At 40.7% G+C, this 20504-nt stretch carries 19 protein-coding genes; 11 read left to right on the plus strand and 8 right to left on the minus strand.

Going from position 1 to position 20504, the window contains the following annotated elements:
* Positions 1-88: 88 nt before the first annotated feature.
* Positions 89-1555 (minus strand): carboxylesterase/lipase family protein, encoded by a 1467-nt coding sequence (locus tag PALPR_RS13640; protein WP_013446237.1) that lies wholly within the window; start codon positions 1553-1555, stop codon positions 89-91.
* 235 nt (positions 1556-1790) lie between these two features.
* Positions 1791-3698 (minus strand): molecular chaperone DnaK, encoded by a 1908-nt coding sequence (gene dnaK / locus PALPR_RS13645; protein ID WP_013446238.1) that lies wholly within the window; start codon positions 3696-3698, stop codon positions 1791-1793.
* A 320-nt stretch (positions 3699-4018) separates the two neighbouring features.
* On the opposite strand from dnaK, the gene folK reads away from it, so the two are divergent.
* Positions 4019-4474, plus strand: coding sequence for a 2-amino-4-hydroxy-6-hydroxymethyldihydropteridine diphosphokinase (folK, locus tag PALPR_RS13650; RefSeq protein ID WP_013446239.1), 456 nt, complete (start codon positions 4019-4021; stop codon positions 4472-4474).
* Between the two features lie 5 nt (positions 4475-4479).
* Here folK and PALPR_RS13655 read toward each other — a convergent pair whose 3' ends face one another.
* Positions 4480-4713 (minus strand): putative signal transducing protein, encoded by a 234-nt coding sequence (locus tag PALPR_RS13655; RefSeq protein WP_013446240.1) that lies wholly within the window; start codon positions 4711-4713, stop codon positions 4480-4482.
* Between the two features lie 231 nt (positions 4714-4944).
* On the opposite strand from PALPR_RS13655, the gene PALPR_RS13660 reads away from it, so the two are divergent.
* The 10 genes from PALPR_RS13660 to thrC all read left to right on the plus strand — a co-directional run bounded on the left by PALPR_RS13660 (position 4945) and on the right by thrC (position 15169).
* Positions 4945-5577, plus strand: coding sequence for a DUF5063 domain-containing protein (locus PALPR_RS13660; RefSeq protein WP_013446241.1), 633 nt, complete (start codon positions 4945-4947; stop codon positions 5575-5577).
* 10 nt (positions 5578-5587) lie between these two features.
* Complete coding sequence (locus PALPR_RS13665) at positions 5588-6283, plus strand: 3'-5' exonuclease (RefSeq protein ID WP_013446242.1); 696 nt, start codon at positions 5588-5590, stop codon at positions 6281-6283.
* Positions 6284-6339: 56 nt separating this feature from the next.
* Positions 6340-7527 (plus strand): class I SAM-dependent rRNA methyltransferase, encoded by a 1188-nt coding sequence (locus PALPR_RS13670; protein WP_013446243.1) that lies wholly within the window; start codon positions 6340-6342, stop codon positions 7525-7527.
* Between the two features lie 176 nt (positions 7528-7703).
* Positions 7704-8297, plus strand: coding sequence for an RNA polymerase sigma factor (locus PALPR_RS13675; RefSeq protein ID WP_013446244.1), 594 nt, complete (start codon positions 7704-7706; stop codon positions 8295-8297).
* A gap of 156 nt (positions 8298-8453) precedes the next feature.
* A complete protein-coding gene (locus PALPR_RS13680) occupies positions 8454-8633 on the plus strand; it encodes a hypothetical protein (protein ID WP_013446245.1) in 180 nt (59 codons plus the stop codon).
* 95 nt (positions 8634-8728) lie between these two features.
* Positions 8729-9379, plus strand: coding sequence for a ribulose-phosphate 3-epimerase (gene rpe / locus PALPR_RS13685; RefSeq protein ID WP_013446246.1), 651 nt, complete (start codon positions 8729-8731; stop codon positions 9377-9379).
* 3 nt (positions 9380-9382) lie between these two features.
* A complete protein-coding gene (locus tag PALPR_RS13690; RefSeq protein WP_013446247.1) occupies positions 9383-11440 on the plus strand; it encodes a ComEC/Rec2 family competence protein in 2058 nt (685 codons plus the stop codon).
* 72 nt (positions 11441-11512) lie between these two features.
* Positions 11513-12538 (plus strand): DHH family phosphoesterase, encoded by a 1026-nt coding sequence (locus PALPR_RS13695; protein WP_013446248.1) that lies wholly within the window; start codon positions 11513-11515, stop codon positions 12536-12538.
* A gap of 113 nt (positions 12539-12651) precedes the next feature.
* The gene (locus tag PALPR_RS13700) at positions 12652-13857 is read left to right on the plus strand and encodes a cofactor-independent phosphoglycerate mutase (RefSeq protein ID WP_013446249.1); all 1206 of its coding nucleotides are present in this window, start codon (positions 12652-12654) and stop codon (positions 13855-13857) included.
* Between the two features lie 10 nt (positions 13858-13867).
* Positions 13868-15169 carry a threonine synthase gene (gene thrC / locus PALPR_RS13705; RefSeq protein WP_013446250.1) on the plus strand — a complete coding sequence of 434 codons (1302 nt, stop codon included), beginning with the start codon at positions 13868-13870 and terminating at the stop codon, positions 15167-15169.
* Positions 15170-15230: 61 nt separating this feature from the next.
* Here the strand turns inward: thrC and PALPR_RS15570 are convergent, their stop codons facing one another.
* From PALPR_RS15570 to PALPR_RS13730, 5 genes are all read right to left on the minus strand, one after another.
* Positions 15231-15791 (minus strand): N-acetylmuramoyl-L-alanine amidase, encoded by a 561-nt coding sequence (locus tag PALPR_RS15570; RefSeq protein WP_013446251.1) that lies wholly within the window; start codon positions 15789-15791, stop codon positions 15231-15233.
* Between the two features lie 34 nt (positions 15792-15825).
* Complete coding sequence (locus PALPR_RS13715) at positions 15826-16266, minus strand: YqaA family protein (protein WP_041620427.1); 441 nt, start codon at positions 16264-16266, stop codon at positions 15826-15828.
* A 1-nt stretch (position 16267) separates the two neighbouring features.
* Entirely contained in the window at positions 16268-17260 is a 993-nt protein-coding gene (locus tag PALPR_RS13720) for a hypothetical protein (protein ID WP_041620433.1), read from the minus strand.
* Between the two features lie 87 nt (positions 17261-17347).
* On the minus strand, positions 17348-19441 hold the full coding sequence (locus PALPR_RS13725) for a M3 family metallopeptidase (RefSeq protein WP_013446254.1): 2094 nt from the start codon (positions 19439-19441) through the stop codon (positions 17348-17350).
* 83 nt (positions 19442-19524) lie between these two features.
* Entirely contained in the window at positions 19525-20466 is a 942-nt protein-coding gene (locus PALPR_RS13730) for a bifunctional riboflavin kinase/FAD synthetase (RefSeq protein ID WP_013446255.1), read from the minus strand.
* Positions 20467-20504: the final 38 nt, after the last annotated feature.

The raw sequence follows: 20504 nt of genomic DNA on the forward strand, positions 1-20504 counted from the left end.
TATTTTATGAGCTGAATGTTGCTCAAAAGACAAAAAAAGAGGCTGTATCATTTTGAAACAGCCTCTGTAGTTATGGGATTAATTCGATTTATGGTTTGATAGGTTCGCCCATTGCTGAGTTTTCTTTATCGCTCGCATCGAGTTTGAATAACATGAATTTAGGATTTTCTTTGGTGTATGGAGTCCATTTTGCAGGGGCTTTCCCGTTTGGATCTCCGTATTTGACAAAGTTCGACCAAGCAGTCAACATAACTTCCGAAAGCGCCCAATCGCCTTGAGCCCACGGTCTCCAACCATGTTTAAGTGATTTGAATACATACCACAAATCGGAAGAGTGGAATGCTCCTTTGAGTACGTCACCTCTGCCATCAGTAGGAAGCGGACGTGCAAACTCATAAGCATATGCTTTGCCACCCACTTTTTCGCGGTTCAGACAGAATTCGGCAATACCCGGAGCCATGCTGCCCATGTCATTTAGGGTGTAACCAATCATGTATGGAATTTGTGGCAGCTTATTTTCTATAGCGGCTGCGTCGAAACTCTGAAGTGAAACATAACCATCCACGATAGGAGAGCCTGTCATACGGGTACGTTTTCCGGTAGCAGCACCGTACAAACTTCCAACGGTATAAACGGTTTCGGTAGAAGCAGCACGCATTTTTTCAAGCGTTGTAAGTCCTGCCCAATCCATAATTTCTTTTGTCTGAAGCTCAGATTGTTCAAGAGTCACAGGACCACCAAATCCGCCCATGCCCATGCCGCCGGCTGGAGCACCGGTTGGAGTACCTGCAGGTGGAGCAACAGTAATACCGCCACCACTCATAATAACAGCTTTTTTGAACAAACCTCTGGCAAGTGGAGATTCGCAAAGTGTTTTTACACTACCAGCGCCAGCGCTTTGTCCGAAGATGGTCACATTATCAGGATCGCCACCAAATTGTGCGATATTTTTCTTAATCCATTTGAGTGATTCAATTTGGTCGAGGATACCATAGTTTCCAGAAACATGGTTTGGACTTTCTTTCGAAAGTTCAGGATGAGTCAAAAATCCGAAAACACCAAGACGATAGTTGATAGAAACAAGCACTACGTCTTTGTTTCCCCATTCTTGTCCGTCAAATTCAGGTTCGGAACCCCAACCTTCGCGGTAACCGCCACCATGAATCCACAGTGCAACAGGCAGTTTTTTGCTAACTTCTCCCGGAGCTTTTGTCCATACGTTTAAGTAAAGACAGTCTTCGCTGTAAGGAGATTCATCGCCATAACCCCACTCAGTGGTATAACCACCTGGATAGTGAACAGCCTGATAACCGGGGTGTCCGAATTTATCAGCAAGTTTAATACCTTGCCATGGAATAACCGGTTGAGGAGCTTTCCAACGAAGGTTTTTGATGGGAGGTGCTGCGTACGGAATCCCGCGAAAAACAGTCACTCCTTTAATCTCGGCGTTTACGCCCTGAACCTGTCCGCCTTCGATGGTCAGAACAGGATTTGCTGCTTTGCCGGTACTAAATACAAAGGCAGAAGCAAGCGCTAATAAAAACAATTTCTTCATGATTTTCTTTTAAAGTTAATGATAATGCAAATATAAGCAGAAAAATCAGAAATAAGATGAATAATCCATTGACTTTCTGATTTATCACGCTATTTTAAATCTCATTGCACTTTGTCCATGTAGAGTATCGTTTCTCAGTTCCTCAACTTAATTTATTATCAAAAAAATCGCCCAACCTGAAAATCTCAGATTGGGCGGTTTCTATTAAGTCCCCTTTAGGGAATTTAGGGGTCTTTTATTTTACTTCTTCAAAATCAACATCCGTAACATCACCTTGTTGACTTCCACCTTGAGCTTGTTGTCCACCGGCGTTAGGTTGTGCCTGACCTTCCTGAGCATTTTGAGCATTGTACATTTCCTGACTTGCAGCCTGGAATGCAGCGTTTACTTCGTTTGTAGCTTCGTCAATAGCAGCTACATCCTGAGCTTTGTGAGCTTCTTTCAGTTTTGCTAATGCAGCTTCAATTGGACCTTTCTTGTCGGCAGGCAATTTATCTCCAAACTCACTCAATTGTTTTTCTGTTTGGAAAATCAATGAATCAGCATGGTTCAGCTTATCGATTTTTTCTTTTTCCTTAGCATCGGCTTCGGCATTGGCTGCGGCTTCGTCTTTCATACGTTTGATTTCTGCGTCGCTCAAACCAGAAGAAGCTTCGATACGGATACTTTGTTGTTTTCCGGTAGCTTTATCTTTAGCCGAAACATGCAATATACCGTTAGCGTCAATGTCAAAAGTAACTTCAATCTGAGGTTCTCCACGACGGGCAGGCATAATACCATCCAGGTGGAAACGACCGATTGATTTATTTTGATTAGCCATTGGACGTTCTCCTTGTAGAATGTGAATTTCTACAGAAGGTTGGTTGTCGGCTGCGGTCGTAAACGTTTCAGATTTTTTAGTCGGGATAGTTGTGTTAGATTCGATCAGACGAGTCATAACACCTCCCATAGTTTCGATACCTAATGAAAGCGGAGTAACATCAAGTAGCAATACATCGGTAACTTCACCTGTCAACACACCACCTTGTATAGCAGCTCCCACGGCTACTACTTCGTCAGGATTAACACCTTTCGAAGGAGCTTTTCCAAAGAATTTCTCAACTGCTACCTGAATAGCAGGGATACGTGTAGATCCACCCACGAGAATCACTTCGTCGATATCGCTTATAGATAATCCTGCATTTTTCAAAGCTGTCTTACATGGCTCAATAGTGCGTTGAATCAAATCGTCAACCAATTGTTCAAATTTAGCACGGGTCAATGTGCGTACCAAGTGACGTGGCACACCATCAACAGGCATGATATAAGGCAAATTGATTTCAGAAGAAGTTGTATTCGATAATTCGATTTTTGCTTTTTCTGCTGCTTCTTTCAAACGTTGCAAAGCCATAGGGTCTTTGCTCAAATCGATACCGCTGTTTTCGTTTTTGAATTCCTGTACCAACCAGTCGATGATACGGTGGTCGAAGTCATCACCACCTAAGTGAGTATCACCATCGGTCGATTTTACTTCAAATACGCCATCGCCAAGTTCAAGTACCGATACGTCATGCGTACCACCACCGCAGTCGAAGACCACGATTTTCATGTCTTTGTTGGTTTTATCCAAACCATAAGCCAAAGCAGCAGCAGTTGGTTCGTTAACGATACGACGAACATTCAAACCTGCAATTTCGCCGGCTTCTTTTGTTGCCTGACGTTGAGCATCGTTGAAGTATGCAGGAACAGTGATAACTGCATCGGTTACTTCGGTTCCCAGATAATCTTCAGCTGTTTTTTTCATCTTTTGAAGAATGATAGCTGAGATTTCTTGTGGTGAATACAGACGACCGTCAATATCCACACGGGCAGTGTTGTTATCTCCTTTAGCTACCTTAAATGGTACGCGTTCAATCTCTTTAGTTAAGCGGTCATAGGTTTCACCCATGAAACGTTTGATAGAAAATACAGTTTTAGTTGGGTTGGTAATGGCTTGACGTTTAGCAGGATCACCTACTTTGCGTTCGCCACCATCAATAAATCCAACGACAGAAGGAGTAGTACGTTTGCCTTCGCTGTTGGCAATAACGATTGGTTCGTTACCTTCCATTACAGAAACGCACGAGTTTGTGGTTCCTAAGTCAATTCCAATAATTTTTCCCATAATGTTTTAATTATTTATTTTTTCAGTTGTTTCTGATATGTTTTTGTTGTACGGTTTCAAAGTTTACAAATGATATGCCAACGGAAATTTATACTCAGACAATCATATTTTGACAGTAAAACGGAAATATCAGCGGACGGATTGAATTTTTTAGCTGACAAAAGGGCAGTTTTTGGCAGAAAGTTGCTGTGCATTATTCGGCTTTGCCGTTATTTATTGTAATTTGCTTACTGCATTATTGGAACTTATATAACGCAGTAAGCAAATAACGGCGAAGCCAACTAACTAAAAAGACTTATCTTTGCCTCAAACTTCACATTATGGCATTGGTATATTTAGGGCTTGGTACAAATCTGGGAAATAAGGAGTGCAACCTCAATGAGGCAATCGTGGCTTTGTCTGGCGAAGTAGGAGAGGTGCTTTGTCAATCTGCATTTTATGTGTCCGAACCGTGGGGATTTACATCGGATAATAATTTTCTGAATGCGGTAGTGTTGGTGCAAACCAGCTTAAGCCCTTTTGATGTGCTAAGCAAAACGCAGCAGATAGAACGTAGTTTGGGGCGCGAAACTAAATCAATGGGTGAATATCTCGACCGTTTGATGGATATAGATATTTTGTTTTATGACAATTTGATTATTGACAGCCCGGCATTAAAAATCCCGCATCCGCTTATTGCCGACCGGGATTTTGTACTTATTCCGTTATCAGAGATTGCACCTGATTTGGTACATCCGGTATTAAACCGAAAAATCACTGAATTATTGAAGTCCTGATAAACTCATTCGTCAATGGCATTTTTGTAATCCTCCAGTATTTTGGTGGCTTCTTCCAGATCATTTTGTAAAACAACGATTCTCAGTCCATCATTAATTTCGCCAAACATAGGCAATAGCTCTACTGTATCTTCATTGTATATCGAACTTTCGATATTGTTTTCTCTCAGTAACTCCTGATCGAACATGGCGTCAACCATAGTTTCGTAATTTTTTAGTGTTACAAGTTTGTCTTCCATAGGGCTTCTTTTTAAAAGGTTTACAGAGTAGTTTGTGTTGTGTTTTTCTGCTTACAAAGATAACATTTCTAACTATGCTTTGTTCTGATTTCAGGAGACTTTTCGGAAAATAATTATTCATCTCTCTTATGGATTATTATTGGAAGTTGTCGGTCAGACAGGGTGATTTTATAAGAGAAAGTGGATATTTTTTCTTACTTTTGCAACTGTTTATTAAATAATTTCATTTCAATGGATTTAGACCAATTACCAGATCATGTGGTTTACAGCAAAAGCGTTATTGAATTTGTAACTGTAGCTGCCGAAACCTGTTTGTTTCTGGAACATGCAGCCGAATTCTCACAAACGGATTTCATTCAAAAAGCGGTTAAAATATTACCGCTTCTATACCTCAATGCATCATTGGTGGAGGCTCCGGCTCCGGTTTTTGATGATCCTACAGAGAAATTTGTTTCCGAAGAGGATTATTTGTTTGTTCGTGAGCAAATTGAGCAATTGCTTGGGGCGGATGACTCATACCTTGAGGTTTTCCATCCGGATATGGCTATAAGCGATACGCCTATTGCCGCTTTTATTTCTGAAAATCTGGCGGACATATACCAGGAACTAAAAGACTTTGCAGCCAGTTATCAATTGGCCGATGTGGATATTATGAACGATGCGCTGGTGGCTTGTATCGAAGCTTTTGGCGAGCATTGGGGGCAGAAACTGTTGAATGCGCTTCGGGCTTTGCATGCACTTCGTTACAGCGATGGTTTTGGACTGGATGATGAAGATGTTTCTACCGCGAAACAAGCTCTAGACCGGAATTCTTTCCTGAATTTTCAACATGACGACGACGAGGAGTTGACAAATTTATTGTAATTAAATGTCTATGTTTAGAACCAAAATAACTAAAGATGAGGTAAATCTGATGCCGGTTGTTCTTTTTGAAGGAAAGATAACACTGGTCGATGATTTGTCGAAAATACAGCCGGCCATTGCAGAGCTTCGAAAGAGCAAGGTTGTCGGGATTGATACGGAGACAAAACCATCATTTACGCGCGGAACATATCATAAGGTTTCGTTGGTTCAGATTTCGACATTGGATCATTGCTTCCTCTTCAGATTAAATAAAATAGACTTTCCGGCTGCTTTGGCCGAATTTCTGTCCGATGAAAATATAAAGAAAATCGGACTTTCGCTTAGAGATGATTTAAATGGACTGAATAAGCATCACGCTTTCAAACCTGCTAACTGCGTTGATATACAGACTATAGTGCAAAGCTATGGGATACTGGAGCTAGGCTTGCAGAAAATATACGCCATTCTCTTCGGAAAAAAAATATCTAAATCGCAGCGTCTGACAAATTGGGAGAATCCTGAATTGACAGAGCAGCAACAACGTTATGCTGCTACCGATGCCTGGGCCAGCCTACAAATATATTTACAGTTGATGAGCGAGAAAAAACTGACAAAAAAACAGATCGATAAAATATTACAACAGCATGCGCTCGAACAGCGCGAACTCAGAGAACAACAAATGGCCAGCAGAGAAGCGGCTGCCAATCAAGAAGATACTTCGATTTAAATTAATTACCAACGAATCTGCTCGTGACTCGTAACAAAAAACTCGTAACTAAACACATGATTATCATACAACTCAAACCAAAGAAAGAAGAAAGTTTACAACGTTTTCATCCCTGGGTTTTTTCCGGGGCTATACATCGCATCGAGGGAAAGCCGACAGAAGGTGATTTGGTAGAAGTGCTGGATAGTAATCGTAACTTTCTGGCTATCGGTCATTATCAGATTGGCAGCATTGCAGTGAGGGTGGTATCATTTGATAATGTTCCGGTTACAGACGATTTTTGGAGCAGAAAAATACAGTGGGCTTATGCTATGCGCAAATCGCTGGGTTTAGTAGCTCCGGGCAATAATAATACTTACCGACTGGTGCATGGAGAGGGCGATTCATTGCCCGGATTGATTGTTGACGTATATGATGAAACTGCTGTGATGCAGGCGCATTCTATCGGTATGCACGAGATTCGGGAAGTGTTGGCAAAAGCCATTGTGGCCAATGTGCCCGAAGTAAAGAATGTGTACTATAAATCGGAAACGACTTTGCCATTCAAGGCAGCTATTGAACCGGAGGATGGATACCTGATAGGAGCCGAAACAGCTCAACTGACAGCCCTTGAAAACGGATTGAAGTTTCATGTGGACTGGCTGCGCGGTCAGAAAACAGGTTTCTTTGTTGACCAACGTGAAAATCGCTCGTTGCTTGAGCGTTATTCGGCGGGTAAATCGGTTCTGAATATGTTTTGCTATACGGGAGGATTCTCTGTGTATGCCTTGCGGGGCAATGCTAAATTGGTTCACTCTGTCGATAGCTCGGCAAAAGCCATTGATCTGACGGATAAAAATGTTGAAGCTAACTATCCTAACGATCCGCGACACGCATCCTTTGCCGAAGATGCCTTTAAGTACCTGAATAACCTTCATACACTCGATCAGAAATACGACTTAATAATTCTTGATCCGCCGGCTTTTGCGAAGCATAGGGAAGCTCTACGCAATGCTTTGAAAGGTTATAAACGCCTAAATGCAAAAGCTTTTGAGCAAATTAAACCGGGTGGAATTCTGTTTACTTTTTCGTGTTCGCAGGTGGTTTCAAAAGAACAGTTCCGGCTTGCCGTGTTCAGTGCAGCAGCCGAAAGTAAACGCAATGTACGGATTTTACACCAGCTATCTCAGCCTGCCGATCATCCAATCAATATCTATCATCCTGAAGGAGAATATCTGAAAGGTTTGGTGCTTTGGGTAGAGTAAAATATACGTTATTTCCAGTTTATTGCCTTTGATTGCTATTTTTTTTGATAAATTTTTGCGGAAAAATTTGTATTTTTGAATACTATCGCTATATTTGCAGTCTAAACATATCTATTAACCCCTAAAAATTATACGCCTATTGCCGACAATTACTTTTAAACTATAAAAAAGAAGTAATGAAAAATCTGAATCAACTAACCGATGATGAATTGGTTAAATTGTATGAGATTGGTAATAATCAGGCGTTTGAAATTTTATTGTTGCGGTATAAATCAAAAGTGTACACCTACATTTATTTGATAGTTCGCAATCGGGAACTCACCGAAGATATTTTTCAAGACACTTTTATTAAAGCTATTGCTACCATTCAACAGGGTCGTTATATCGAGTCAGGAAAGTTTCTGGCTTGGGTAAATCGTATCGCTCATAACCTGATTATCGACCATTTCCGTCGCGAAAAGAATGAAAATACATTTTCTGCCGATGCGGTAGATTATGATATTGTGAATAATTCTACGATGATAGAAAAAAGTGTAGAAGATACCATGTCGAATGAGCAGGTGTTGGCTGATGTTGTTCATCTCATCGACTTGCTGCCACATTCACAGCAAAAGGTAATTCGTATGCGTTTTTTCGAAGATCTGAGTTTCAAGGAAATAGCTGAAAGGACCGATGTGAGTATTAATACTGCTCTGGGTCGTATGCGCTACGCTCTGCTCAATATGCGAAGAATTGCTGCCGAAAATGATGTTTATCTTGAAATAAAATAATTATTTAGCTAATTGTTTTTAAATCAACGGTGTAGTCGTTGTTGCGGATGATTGTGTGCGTGATTGATTGAAAAAAAGAAAAAATATTTATTCAAATATATACTATTTTGAATCGGGCTGCGTTTTAGATATATTACTAAAATGTATAAAAGGCCTATGATAAAAATTTCTACTCAATCAAAAAAAACTGATAAAAATTCAGGTAAAAAAAAGTTTGAAAATCGTCAACAATTGCAGCCAAGCTCTGCAACACTACAAAATATTCTGCAATTCGCTTCTTCTTACAGAGTTCAGCAGATAACAGAAAATCAGTCAGTTGAATGGTATTTGAATTAAAAAAAAGGCTTCCAATTTTTTGGAAGTCTTTTTTTTAGTATATTTGCACAATAAAGAAACCTCTTTGTTTCTTAGACGAAAACCACTCAACTCTCATGACTAAAATAATTTCTCCATCCATTTTGGCTGCTGATTTTGGCAATTTGCAAGCTGCTTGCGAAATGATTAACGGCAGCGAAGCTCAATGGTTGCATATAGATATAATGGATGGAAGTTTTGTTCCTAATATTTCTTTTGGCTTTCCGGTGTTGGAGGCTGTGAAGAAACACAGTACCAAACCTCTTGATGTGCATTTAATGATTGTGAATCCGGAGAAATATATCTCACGTTTTGCAAAAGCAGGTGCTGATATACTCACTTTTCACTACGAAACCGTCGAAAATCCATTGTCGGTGATAGAGCTGATCAGAGCGGAAGGTATCAAGGTTGGTATCACCATCAATCCGGATGTACCTGTCAGCGTACTCGAACCATTTGTTGATAAAGTAGATTTAGTGCTTTTGATGACCGTTTTTGCAGGTTATGGAGGTCAGAAATTTATGGATAACAGTTATGACCGAATAGCTGAATTGAAAGAAATTATCGAGCGCAAGAAAGCTCATTGTCTGATAGAAGTAGACGGTGGTGTAAATGAAGATAATGCTTCTATACTTTTCGAAAGTGGTGTAAATGTGCTGGTTGCCGGTAGTGCGGTTTTTGGTGCCCCTGATCCCCTGAAGACAATACATAATATGCTGAATACTTAGCCTATGAACTTTCTGCAACGAACTCCTTTTTTCAGATTGTTGCTACCCTTTATTCTTGGTATTATTTTATACCAGTTTGTGGAGTTAGCTCAATGGAGTTTGTATGCTATGTTCGTTTTGTCGGCTTTGCTTATTCTGATATCCTTTGTTATTCGTATTCCCAAACAACAATTTCAATTCCGTTGGCTTTTCGGCTGCGGAATTTTTTTATTGATGCTGTCGATGGCTTATGCCTTAAGTGGCATACGTGAGAAGAGTACTGCCTTTGACCATCTCCACCAAAAGGGTGTTTACCGCGTAGAACTTATCTCGGCGCCCATCGAAAAGGCTAAATCCTATCTTTGCAAGGTAGAAGTTCTTCAGTATTTAGATAAAGACTGGAAGCCCGCTCAGGGTCAGGCTATTCTTTATTTGCAAAAAGATGATGCAGCCTCCAGATTGCTATTCGGTGATCGTTTGCTGGTGGGAGCTGAGTTTACAGAGCCGGAAAAGGCATTAAATCCCGATGGGTTTGATTATGCAGCTTATCTGAAGCGCCAGGGGGTAGGAGCGACGTGCTATATTCCGTCCGGAACCTGGCAGATGACCGATAGAAGTACTGATTTCTCTGTCAGGAGAGAGGCGGATAAATGTAGAAATTACTTGCTGGATGTGTATAGAAAATTCAATATTCAGGGAGATGAGTTTGCAGTGCTTGCTGCTTTGACGCTTGGCTATACCGATGATTTAAATCCGGATTTGAGAGCCAGTTATAGTGCTACCGGAGCAATGCATATTCTTTCGGTGAGTGGTATGCATGTGGGTGTGGTGTACATTATTATTGCTTTTTTGCTTGGTTTTCTGGATAAATCGCAGCGAAAAAAAGTGTTGAAAGCCATTCTTATTATTCTGTTTTTGTGGATTTATGCTTTTCTCTCCGGCTTATCGGCGGCGGTTATCAGAGCTGCACTCATGTTCTCCTTTGTGGCCTTAGCAAATTGCACCGGGCGTAAATCGCAGATTTACAACACAATTTTTATGTCGATGTTCCTCATGCTGCTGTATAACCCTTTCTTCCTGTACGATGTTGGTTTTCAGTTGAGTTATGCTGCGGTGTTGAGCATCATTTTCTTTCAACCGATTGTCGATAAACTATACCAGCCTACGAATAAAATTACCCGCATGGTGTGGGAGATTTTTTCAGTATCGATAGCAGCTCAGCTTGGAACTACACCATTTACGCTGTATTATTTTCAACAATTTCCCTCTTATTTTTTATTGACTAACTTTATTGCTATTCCCCTTTCCAGTTTGGTTATTTATTTGGCAATATTTCTTTTTATGGTGTCTTCCATTGCGTATCTGTCAGATTTTGTGGGGTTGTTGTTGAAGTGGTCCCTGTGGTTACTCAATCATTTTATTGTATGGATTGAAAATTTGCCTTACTCGGTATGGCATATTTCACTGGATGTAAGGCAAACAATTGTATTGTTTCTGGCTATTTTCTGCTTTTCAGGCTATTATCTCAATAGAAAATTTACTCCATTGGTAGTCGGTCTGACTGCTTTGTTGGTTGCGTGTGTATTCAATTTGGAGACAAATTATCATACGCTAACATCCAAACGATTGATAGTATATGCAGGACAAAAAGGAACTCATGTAAGCTTCATAAATCGTGACAAAAATTATGTGTATTCTGCTGATACTGTTGAGGTAGAACGAATTGCAAAAACTTTCTGGCAAAATCAAAAGTTGAAGAAACCTTGTTATATAAAGAAAGAGAAATGGTTTGCCGATGGATTTGCATACTTTGAAGGCTCAAGGATTTTGATCCTAACAACAGATTTTCTGAAAAGAAAAACTACAATTGAGCCTATCAAACTCGATTATCTGATTATAGGTAATCACCTCAAACCCAAGATCGGGCAAATTCTGGAATGCATTCAATCCCGAAAAATTATAGTGGATAAAAGCATTTCAAAATGGTATACTGAAGATATTAAACATGCCTGCTCAGCCCGACGTATCGGATTTTACTCGGTACGAGAGCAAGGTGCTTATGTGCTGGATATTAAAGATTAACTTTGACAGAATTGAAAAACTCTCAAAATCGTATTTTTTTGCTACTTTTGTAACCAATTTAAAACCTGATAAATGATTTCTAAAATTATAGCAGAAGACCTGATAACAAAGGCAAAGAAGGCCATTGATAGTGTTGATAAAATTGTGATTGTTGCTCATGTTGGTCCGGATGGCGATGCTATGGGTTCAACACTCGCTTTGTGGCATTATCTGATGACTATTGAAAAAGAGCCTGTTGTGATTGTGCCTACACCTTTCCCCAACTTCCTCTCGTGGATGCCCGGATCGGAATGTGTGCTTGATTACGAAAATAACAAAGAACAATCGGATAAACTGATAGCTGAAGCAGAATTGATTTTTGCGTTGGATTTCAATCAGGCAAGTCGTATGGCTAAAATGGCTGATGTTATTGTTAATGCCTCTGCACCCAAAATACTGGTCGATCACCATTTACATCCTGATAATTTTGCAAATATCACCATTTCCTATCCGGAAATATCTTCTACCAGTGAATTGATTTTCAGATTAATCTGTCGCTTGGGTGATTTTTCGATGATTAATCTGGCTTGTGCTGAATGTATTTATACAGGGATGATGACCGATACGGGTGCATTTACGTATAATTCCAATGGTCAGGAAATTTATATAATTATTGCTGAACTAATTAAGATCGGAGTAGATAAGGATGCTATCTATCGTAAAGTGTTTAATACTTACTCTGCTGATAGACTGCGTTTAATGGGACTCTGTCTGTATGAGAAGATGAAAATTTACCCTGAATATCGTGCGGCTTTGATTACGCTGAGCCAGCAGGAAATGAGTAAGTTTAATTATGTGAATGGTGATGCGGAAGGCTTTGTTAATATTCCTCTTTCAATAGCAGGAGTCGATTTCTCTGTTTTTATGCGTGAAGATACTGACAAGATTAAGATTTCGCTGCGGTCGCAAGGAACTTTCCCGGCCAACAAAGTGTCTGCCGATTTGTTTAATGGTGGCGGGCACCTAAATGCAGCGGGTGGAGAAAGCTATCTCACTTTGACCGAAACGGTGAAGAAGTTTGAAGATGCCTTGCCTAATTATAAAGATTTTTTGGAATAGACCTCTAACCTCTAAAAGGGAATATGTTGGTCTGTTTTTGAAAATTTGCTTTAGCAGAAAAACAATAATAAAAAAAGTAACCTAATTCCCCTTTAGGGGTTAGGGGTAATAATATGAAGTACTTAATAATACTTGGCGACGGCATGGCGGACGAACCCATTGCTTCGCTTGGAAATAAAACCTGCTTGCAGGCTGCAAACAAACCTAATATAGACAAACTAGCTGCACTTGGGCGGAGCGGATTATTGGATACTATCCCCGAAGGTTATGCGCCCGGAAGTGAAATAGCCAATATGAGTGTGCTTGGTTACGATGTAGCTAAAGTGTTCGAAGGGCGCGGATCGTTGGAAGCTGCAAGTATGGGTGTGTCCATAGACGATGGCGAAATGGCCATGCGTTGCAATATTATTTGCATTGAAGATAAAAAGATAAAGAATCACTCGGCCGGGCACATAAGCAATGAAGAAGCCACCGAACTGATTCTTTTTTTGCAAAAAGAACTTGGCAGCGACATTATCAATTTTTTCCCCGGTGTTTCGTACCGTCATTTGTTGAAGATAAAAGGCGGAATTAAACAACTAAATTGTACAGCACCACACGATGTTCCGGGAACGCCTTTTGCCGATGTAATGATTAAAGCAGAAACACCCGAGGCTCAGGAAACTGCTGATTTGCTGAATAACCTGATTTTGCGCTCGCAGGAATTGCTGGAAAACCATCCGGTAAACCTGAAACGTGCAGCGGCAGGCAAGGATAAAGCTAACAGCATTTGGCCCTGGTCTCCGGGCTACAAACCAGAAATGAAAACCCTGCTAGAAACTTACAACCTTACAAGCGGTTCGGTAATTTCGGCTGTTGATCTGATTCGTGGTATAGGTGTTTATGCGGGTTTGAAGGTGATTCATGTAGAAGGAGCTACAGGGCTCTATAATACAAATTATGAGGGGAAAGCGCAAGCTGCGATAGAAGCTCTTCGTACTGATGACTTTGTGTATTTGCATATCGAAGCCAGCGATGAAGCCGGTCACGAAGGCGATATAGAGTTGAAAATTAAAACGATAGAATATCTGGATAACCGCGTCGTGAAACCGATTTTGGACGAAGTATCCACCTGGGACGAACCGGTTACTATAGCTATTTTGCCCGATCATCCTACACCTTGTGTGTATAAAACGCATACTAATTCTCCTGTTCCGTTCATTATTTACCGTCCCGGTGAAAAGGCGGACGATGTGATGGTTTACGATGAATTCGCAGCCGAAAATGGAAGCTATGGATTGCTGAAAGGTAGAGAGTTTATGCAAGAACTTATTAAATAGTGTCATCTCAATGAAATATTACAGTACAAACAAGAAAATAAGTGGCGTTAGTTTACAGGATGCCGTTGTAAAGGGTTTAGCAGAAGATAAAGGTTTGTTTATGCCTGACTCGATTAAACGTTTGCCTCAATCGTTTTTCGACAGTATTGAGACTTTGTCGTTTCAGGAAATAGCTTACACCGTAGCCGATGCCTTTTTCGGTGCAGATGTGGAAGCCGAAGCGCTGAAGAAGATAGTGTATGAAACGCTGAACTTTGATGTTCCGGTAGTTCCGGTAAACGATAATATTTACAGTCTGGAATTGTATCATGGACCAACTCTGGCATTCAAAGATGTGGGTGGACGGTTTATGTCGCGCTTGTTGGGATATTTCATTCAAAAACAGGGTCAGAAAAATGTGAAGGTACTGGTTGCTACTTCCGGCGATACGGGAAGTGCGGTGGCTAACGGCTTTCTGGGCGTGGAAGGTATTCATGTATATGTGCTTTACCCAAAAGGCTTGGTGAGCCCTATTCAGGAGTGTCAGTTTACCACGTTGGGTCAGAATATTACGGCATTGGAAGTGGACGGAACTTTCGACGATTGTCAGGCGTTGGTAAAATCTGCTTTCATGGACGAGGAACTGAATGCCAAACTGAAGTTAACTTCGGCTAATTCGATCAACGTGGCGCGTTTTCTGCCACAATCCTTTTATTATTTCTATGCTTACGCTCAATTGAAAAAGATGGGCAAGGCCGATAATGTAGTTATGTGTGTACCAAGTGGTAATTTTGGTAATATCACGGCCGGATTGTTTGGTAAACGTATGGGATTGCCGATTAAACGTTTTATAGCGGCCAATAACCGTAACGATATTTTCTTGCAATATCTTCAAACCGGAGTTTATACTCCGCGCCCGTCGGTTTCAACCATTGCCAATGCTATGGATGTGGGTGACCCAAGTAACTTTGCCCGTGTGCTGGATTTGTACGGTGCTTCGCACGAGGCTATCACAGCGGAGATAAGTGGCGTGAGCTACAACGATGAGCAAATTGCCGAAACCCTGAAAGCCTGCAAACAACAAACAGGCTACTTGCTCGATCCGCATGGAGCCGTAGGTTACCGTGCATTGCAGGTAGGCTTGGCTGCTGATGAAACCGGAGTATTCCTTGAAACGGCGCACCCGGCTAAATTCCTCGAAACAGTTGAAGGAATTATCGGAGAGAAAGTCGAAATTCCACAAAAACTACAGGAATTTATGAAAGGAGAGAAGAAAAGTCTGCCAATGTCCAAAGACTTCGAATCGTTCAAAAGCTATTTAATGACCATCTAATCGGTATTCGAAATAGAAAAGAAAGCGGGTAAATCAACAAATCTGATTTACCCGCTTTTTGTTATTCTTCCAATCTTCTCAGAAACGCCTCCCAGTTCATATTCCATGGATCGGTTTTGCGTCCGGGAGCTATGTCGCTGTGGCGAAGTACATATTTTATTTTGTAACGGCTTTTTATGTCTTTCACCAACGCAGTCAAAGCTTGAATTTGCTTCTCCGTAGGTGAATCAATGCTGTCGTTTGTTGTAATTAATTCAATGCCTATTGAGCAGGAGTTTACTCCCGTTCGTCCATCCGGTAGGCTACTTCTTCCTGCATGATATGAAATATCTTTTTCACTTACCAGTTGATAAATATCACCTTTACGGCCAATGACGTAGTGCGAACTTACATGGTAACGCGAAAACTGTTTGAGAACTAAATCAATATCGTATTTATCGCCCTCAGAAGCATTATATACGGAGTGTACAATGACAACATCAATTTTCCGGTTATGGGCTTGATGCATGCCGATACGTACGGTTTTATCTATTACCTTATACTTGTTTTGACCACACACCGGATAACTCAGGATGAAAAATAAACCGGTAAGCAGTAATCTGATTTTTAATTTAGTTTCCATATGTATTGACTTTATGAATTACTTACCCCGATAATTACATAAATAGCCCGTTGAAATACATCCATGCCAGGTATCGGGCAAACTTTCCTATCAGCATTGAAATGGCTACTTTCCACCACTTACAACGGAAAAAGCCTGTTGCTACTGCAATTACATCGCCGATAAAAGGTACAAAGGAGAAAAATGCAATCCAGTCGCCATATTTTTGTATTCTGACGGTAAATGTCTCTATTTTTTCTTTCTTAATGTGGAAGTATTTTTCAATCCACTCCACTTTTCCCAGCAAACCGACGTGGTAACTGGTCATACCTCCTAACCAATTGCCCAACGTTGCTACCCACACGCAGGTCCACGCATCAAGCCCTCCAAAAACCATAGCCGAGAAAATAACTTCCGAACTAAAAGGTACAACAGTTGCCGCAAGAAATGAAGCAATAAAGAGGCCTATATAGCCGAGTTCCATTAATCCTGTCATCTTAGGTCAGAATGTATTTTGAAACAGCGTAAACTAGATTTATAACGCAAAAAACAATAAAAAGGATGCTGTGGAAATTATTCTGTTTCAGTGTGAGTGGATGAGAAAATAACAGGGCGTAAACCAATGCAATAATTGGCAGAAAAGATACAAACTGGTTAATGAAAATAAAGCATATCACACACAACGAAATAAGCAGAAAAACGAGAAAGTTTAATTTATTGCGTGTATCGATAGCGTCGCTGTGAGCTGTTGAATATAAACCAACAATGCCCATAATTATAATTATCGACATCAGTGCAAAATAAACCAAATCGGGCAATGAATATGTTGAAATATCAAGGACGAAGTTTGGATTTAGAATTAATGCCTGTAAAACATTGAAGTGCGGATTGATGATGAAATTAAGAGCCAGATAAAGAATCCAGGGAGTTAAACCTCCCATCAGTGAAGCCAGAAAAGTTTTTAAAGACAAACTCTGAAACATACCGAACCCAATCCAACAAACCGGTATAAGGAAGATAAGCGGATTGATAAGAATGCTGCTGATACTAATGAGGAAACTACCCATAAAAGCTTGTTCAGACGAATTTCTGTTGCGGGACATGCTAAAGAAAGAGAATAAGCTAAGAATAAAAAGTGTTAGCGATATGTGCGAGCCGTTTGCAAGGTGAGTCTCATTCCAGGTTCCCATTAATGTCATGAATACCAGAATCGGCAAAAACGTTCGGGTACGAATGATAGTGAACTTATTATTGATTTGAGCCAGCAAAAAAGCATTCAGTAGAGTTAAGAAAAAACTGATTATCTCTGACAGAAGCGTATTCGGAACTATAATCTTTTGCAGATGGTTGACAATCTCTGTAGTCTGATTTGGAAACAGCGCTAAACGTGCTCCCCAATAAGACGAGAACCATAAACCACTGCACGCGATAACTAATAAAGCGGCCAATGGAATACTTGGTACAGTTACACTCTTTAAAGTTACTCTCATTGATTCTTTGTTGTTTAAAATAGTCAATTGCGGGTACGTTTTATTTCTGTTATACCCGCAATTGACTTTAGAATTTGTTTACAGGAGCTATTTCAGTCCTCTCTTTTTCAATAATGCATCCGGATTTGGATTTGCACCTCTGAAATCGCGATAAAGTTTCATTGGATCTTCCGAGTCTCCTTTTTCCAGAAGTTTTTTTCTGAATGCTGTTGCCACTTTTGGGTTGTAGATATCTCCTGTTTCCTTGAATGCCTGAAATGCGTCGGCATCCAATACGGCAGCCCATGTGTAGCTGTAATATCCGGCAGAGTAGCCTCCTCCAAAGATGTGATTAAAATACGAACTGCGATAACGTACGATAATTTCAGGAATCATACCCATCCGCGCCAACGATGCCTTTTCAAACGCGTCAACATCAAAATTGGTGGTGTCTTTAATCATGTGATAATCCATGTCCAGAAGTGATGCGGCCAGTAACTCTGTATTCACAAAACCCTGATTGAATGTGCCTGCTTTTTGAATTTTATCCATCAATGCTTTGGGCATTATCTCATTGGTTTTATAATGACGGGCGTAAGTTTTCATCACTTCAGGTTCCCAACACCAGTTTTCCATTACCTGTGAAGGCAATTCTACAAAGTCACGAGATACATTGGTTCCTGACATGGAAGGGTAAGTACATTTTGTAAGCAATCCATGTAGTGCATGACCGAATTCGTGGAAAAGTGTTTCCACTTCATCCATATTGAGCAATGATGGCTTATCGGCAGTAGGTTTCGTAAAATTACCTATGTTGCAGATAATCGGGCGGTGATCCACGCCGTCTTTCACATATTGTTCGGTAATGTTATTCATCCATGCACCTGCGCGTTTACCCGCACGTGGAAAATAGTCGGTATACAGTATGCCAACGAGCGAACCATCGGCATTATCCACCTCGAAAACTTCAACATCGGGATGATAAACAGGCATGTTCTTCAGTTTTTTGAACTTAAGTCCGTAGAGCTTAGAAGCTAAGTCGAATACGCCCTGACGTACATTTTCTAACTTGAAGTATGGTTTAAGAGATTCTTCATCCAGATTATATTTGGCTTTTCTCAGTTTTTCCGAGTAATACCACCAGTCCCACGCTTCCAGCTTTTCTCCCTTTCCTTCGGCATCCATTAGTTTCTGAAGTTCGGCAGCTTCTTCCTTGGCTTTAGCCAGTGCCGGAGTCCATACCGTAGCGAGGAAGTCATACACAGTTTTTGGAGTTTTAGCCATGGTATCGTCCAGTATGAATTCTGCTGAGTTGGCAAATCCCAGAAGCTGTGCTTTTTGAGTACGAAGCTTCATTATTTTGTTGATAACGGCTTTGTTGTCTTTGGCATTGTTGTGGTTGGCTCTGGTCGAGTAAGCCATCAATAATTCTTTGCGTAGCTCGCGGTTCTCGCTGTATTGAAGCACCGGGATAAAACTGGCTTTCTGCGTGGTGAAAATCCATTTTCCTTCTTTCTTGGCTTCTTTAGCGGCTTCGGCTGCTGCCTGACGTACGCTTTCGGGTAGTCCGGCCAAATCATCCTCATTGTCTACCACCTTTTGGTAACTATTTGTTTCTTCCAGCACGTTTTGACCAAAGGCAATTTCAGCCAATCCCAGTTCTTTATTTATTTCGCGTAGCTTAGCTTTCTGGTCGGGGTTCAGTGCTGCTCCGCTGCGAATAAAGTTGCGATGATATTTTTCCAGCAAACGGTTTTGCTCGGCTGTGAGCCCCAGCTTGCTGCGGTTATCGTATAGTGTTTTTACCCTTGCGAACAATTTCTCGTTGAGGTATATATTGTCGTTGTGCTCAGAGAGGATTGGCGAAATTTCGTTGGCTATTTTGTCCATCTCTTTATTCGTATTGCTGGAATAAAGGTTGAAAAATACTGAAGATACTTTTTTAAGCAACTCACCGCTGAAGTCCATTGCGGCTATTGTATTGTCGAAAGTAGGTGCATCTTTGCTTTCGGCGATGGAGTCAATTTCTGCCTGATGTTTTTTAATGCCTTCTTTGAAAGCAGGCATATAATGCTCGTTCTTGATTTTATCAAAAGGCGGAGCACCGTATTTATTTTTATACGTTTCGAAAAACGGATTGTCATTTTTTGCACATCCCATAAGGAGTATCCCCATTGTTAGAGTTAATAAAATTTTCTTCATTTGGCCATTGACTTAGTGTGATACATTAATTTTGTGACAAAGATAATTAATTAAGTATTTAACAGTGAATAATTCTCAATTATTTATTCATTTTTTGTATTTAAATTCGTATCAATGACAAATTGCTTATCTTTTCCTAGTTGTTCTATCAATTCGTCCACGCCGTTAAACTTTTTCTCATCCCTGATTTTCTGAATAAATTCAATACGGATGAGCTGATTGTAAATATCTTCGTCGAAATCGATGATATGTACTTCCAGGCTCGTGTGATATCCGTTGTTCAACGTAGGTCGGGTGCCGATATTCATCATGCCTTTGTAAACCTCATTTTGCCAGTACACAAGAACTGCGTACACACCGAATGGCGGTATAAGTTTTTCGCTGTTTTCCGGTACCAGGTTGGCTGTTGGGAATCCGATTTTACGTCCGATTTTGAATCCGTTAGTGACCTTTCCGGTAAAGCTGTAGTTGTACGTCAGTATATCATTGGCCGCCCCAATCTCTCCCCGATGCAGTGCCAGGCGAATTTGCGACGAACTGATATGCTGTATCTCGGAGGTGGAGAAGCGCTTAGCCTGTGTAACTTTCATGCCGAGTTTTTCGCCGTATGCTTTGTATTCCGGAAATCCATCTTGTCGGTTATGGCCGAACCTGTGATCGTGTCCCACAAGCAACGAACGAACATTATACTGCCCGGACAACACTAGCTTCAGAAAATCAAAAGCCGACAAGGCAGCCATTTCTTTCGTAAAATTCAGCACAATGCAGTAGTCAATTCCGGTGCTTTCAAGCAGCTGCAGTTTTTCGGCTAAGGTGCTTAATAATTCCGGTGTGAAATCATCATTCAGCACTTTATGCGGATGAGTGGCAAAGGTGACTACCACACTTTTCAGCTTCTCGGCACTGGCTCTCTCCTTCAGCTCATTTATAAGAAACCGGTGCCCGGCATGCACTCCATCAAAAAAACCAACGGTGGCTATACAGGGAGGCAAAGAAATTTTATCTGAAGAATATATGATGTCCATACTACATTTACTATTTTGTCACAGGGTATTGTTTTTTC

This window comes from Paludibacter propionicigenes WB4, from assembly GCF_000183135.1.
GTDB lineage: Bacteria > Bacteroidota > Bacteroidia > Bacteroidales > Paludibacteraceae > Paludibacter > Paludibacter propionicigenes.

Coding starts and splice junctions, on each gene's coding strand:
- dnaK (WP_013446238.1), bottom strand. CDS start 3,698: ATGGGAAAAATTATTGGAATTGACTTAGGAACCACAAACTCGTGCGTT.
- PALPR_RS13690 (WP_013446247.1), top strand. CDS start 9,383: ATGAACTTTCTGCAACGAACTCCTTTTTTCAGATTGTTGCTACCCTTT.
- thrC (WP_013446250.1), top strand. CDS start 13,868: ATGAAATATTACAGTACAAACAAGAAAATAAGTGGCGTTAGTTTACAG.
- PALPR_RS13640 (WP_013446237.1), bottom strand. CDS start 1,555: ATGAAGAAATTGTTTTTATTAGCGCTTGCTTCTGCCTTTGTATTTAGT.
- PALPR_RS13695 (WP_013446248.1), top strand. CDS start 11,513: ATGATTTCTAAAATTATAGCAGAAGACCTGATAACAAAGGCAAAGAAG.
- PALPR_RS13700 (WP_013446249.1), top strand. CDS start 12,652: ATGAAGTACTTAATAATACTTGGCGACGGCATGGCGGACGAACCCATT.
- PALPR_RS13655 (WP_013446240.1), bottom strand. CDS start 4,713: ATGGAAGACAAACTTGTAACACTAAAAAATTACGAAACTATGGTTGAC.
- folK (WP_013446239.1), top strand. CDS start 4,019: ATGGCATTGGTATATTTAGGGCTTGGTACAAATCTGGGAAATAAGGAG.
- PALPR_RS13670 (WP_013446243.1), top strand. CDS start 6,340: ATGATTATCATACAACTCAAACCAAAGAAAGAAGAAAGTTTACAACGT.
- PALPR_RS13725 (WP_013446254.1), bottom strand. CDS start 19,441: ATGAAGAAAATTTTATTAACTCTAACAATGGGGATACTCCTTATGGGA.
- PALPR_RS13675 (WP_013446244.1), top strand. CDS start 7,704: ATGAAAAATCTGAATCAACTAACCGATGATGAATTGGTTAAATTGTAT.
- rpe (WP_013446246.1), top strand. CDS start 8,729: ATGACTAAAATAATTTCTCCATCCATTTTGGCTGCTGATTTTGGCAAT.
- PALPR_RS13720 (WP_041620433.1), bottom strand. CDS start 17,260: ATGAGAGTAACTTTAAAGAGTGTAACTGTACCAAGTATTCCATTGGCC.
- PALPR_RS13680 (WP_013446245.1), top strand. CDS start 8,454: ATGATAAAAATTTCTACTCAATCAAAAAAAACTGATAAAAATTCAGGT.
- PALPR_RS13715 (WP_041620427.1), bottom strand. CDS start 16,266: ATGACAGGATTAATGGAACTCGGCTATATAGGCCTCTTTATTGCTTCA.
- PALPR_RS13665 (WP_013446242.1), top strand. CDS start 5,588: ATGTTTAGAACCAAAATAACTAAAGATGAGGTAAATCTGATGCCGGTT.
- PALPR_RS13660 (WP_013446241.1), top strand. CDS start 4,945: ATGGATTTAGACCAATTACCAGATCATGTGGTTTACAGCAAAAGCGTT.
- PALPR_RS15570 (WP_013446251.1), bottom strand. CDS start 15,791: ATGGAAACTAAATTAAAAATCAGATTACTGCTTACCGGTTTATTTTTC.
- PALPR_RS13730 (WP_013446255.1), bottom strand. CDS start 20,466: ATGGACATCATATATTCTTCAGATAAAATTTCTTTGCCTCCCTGTATA.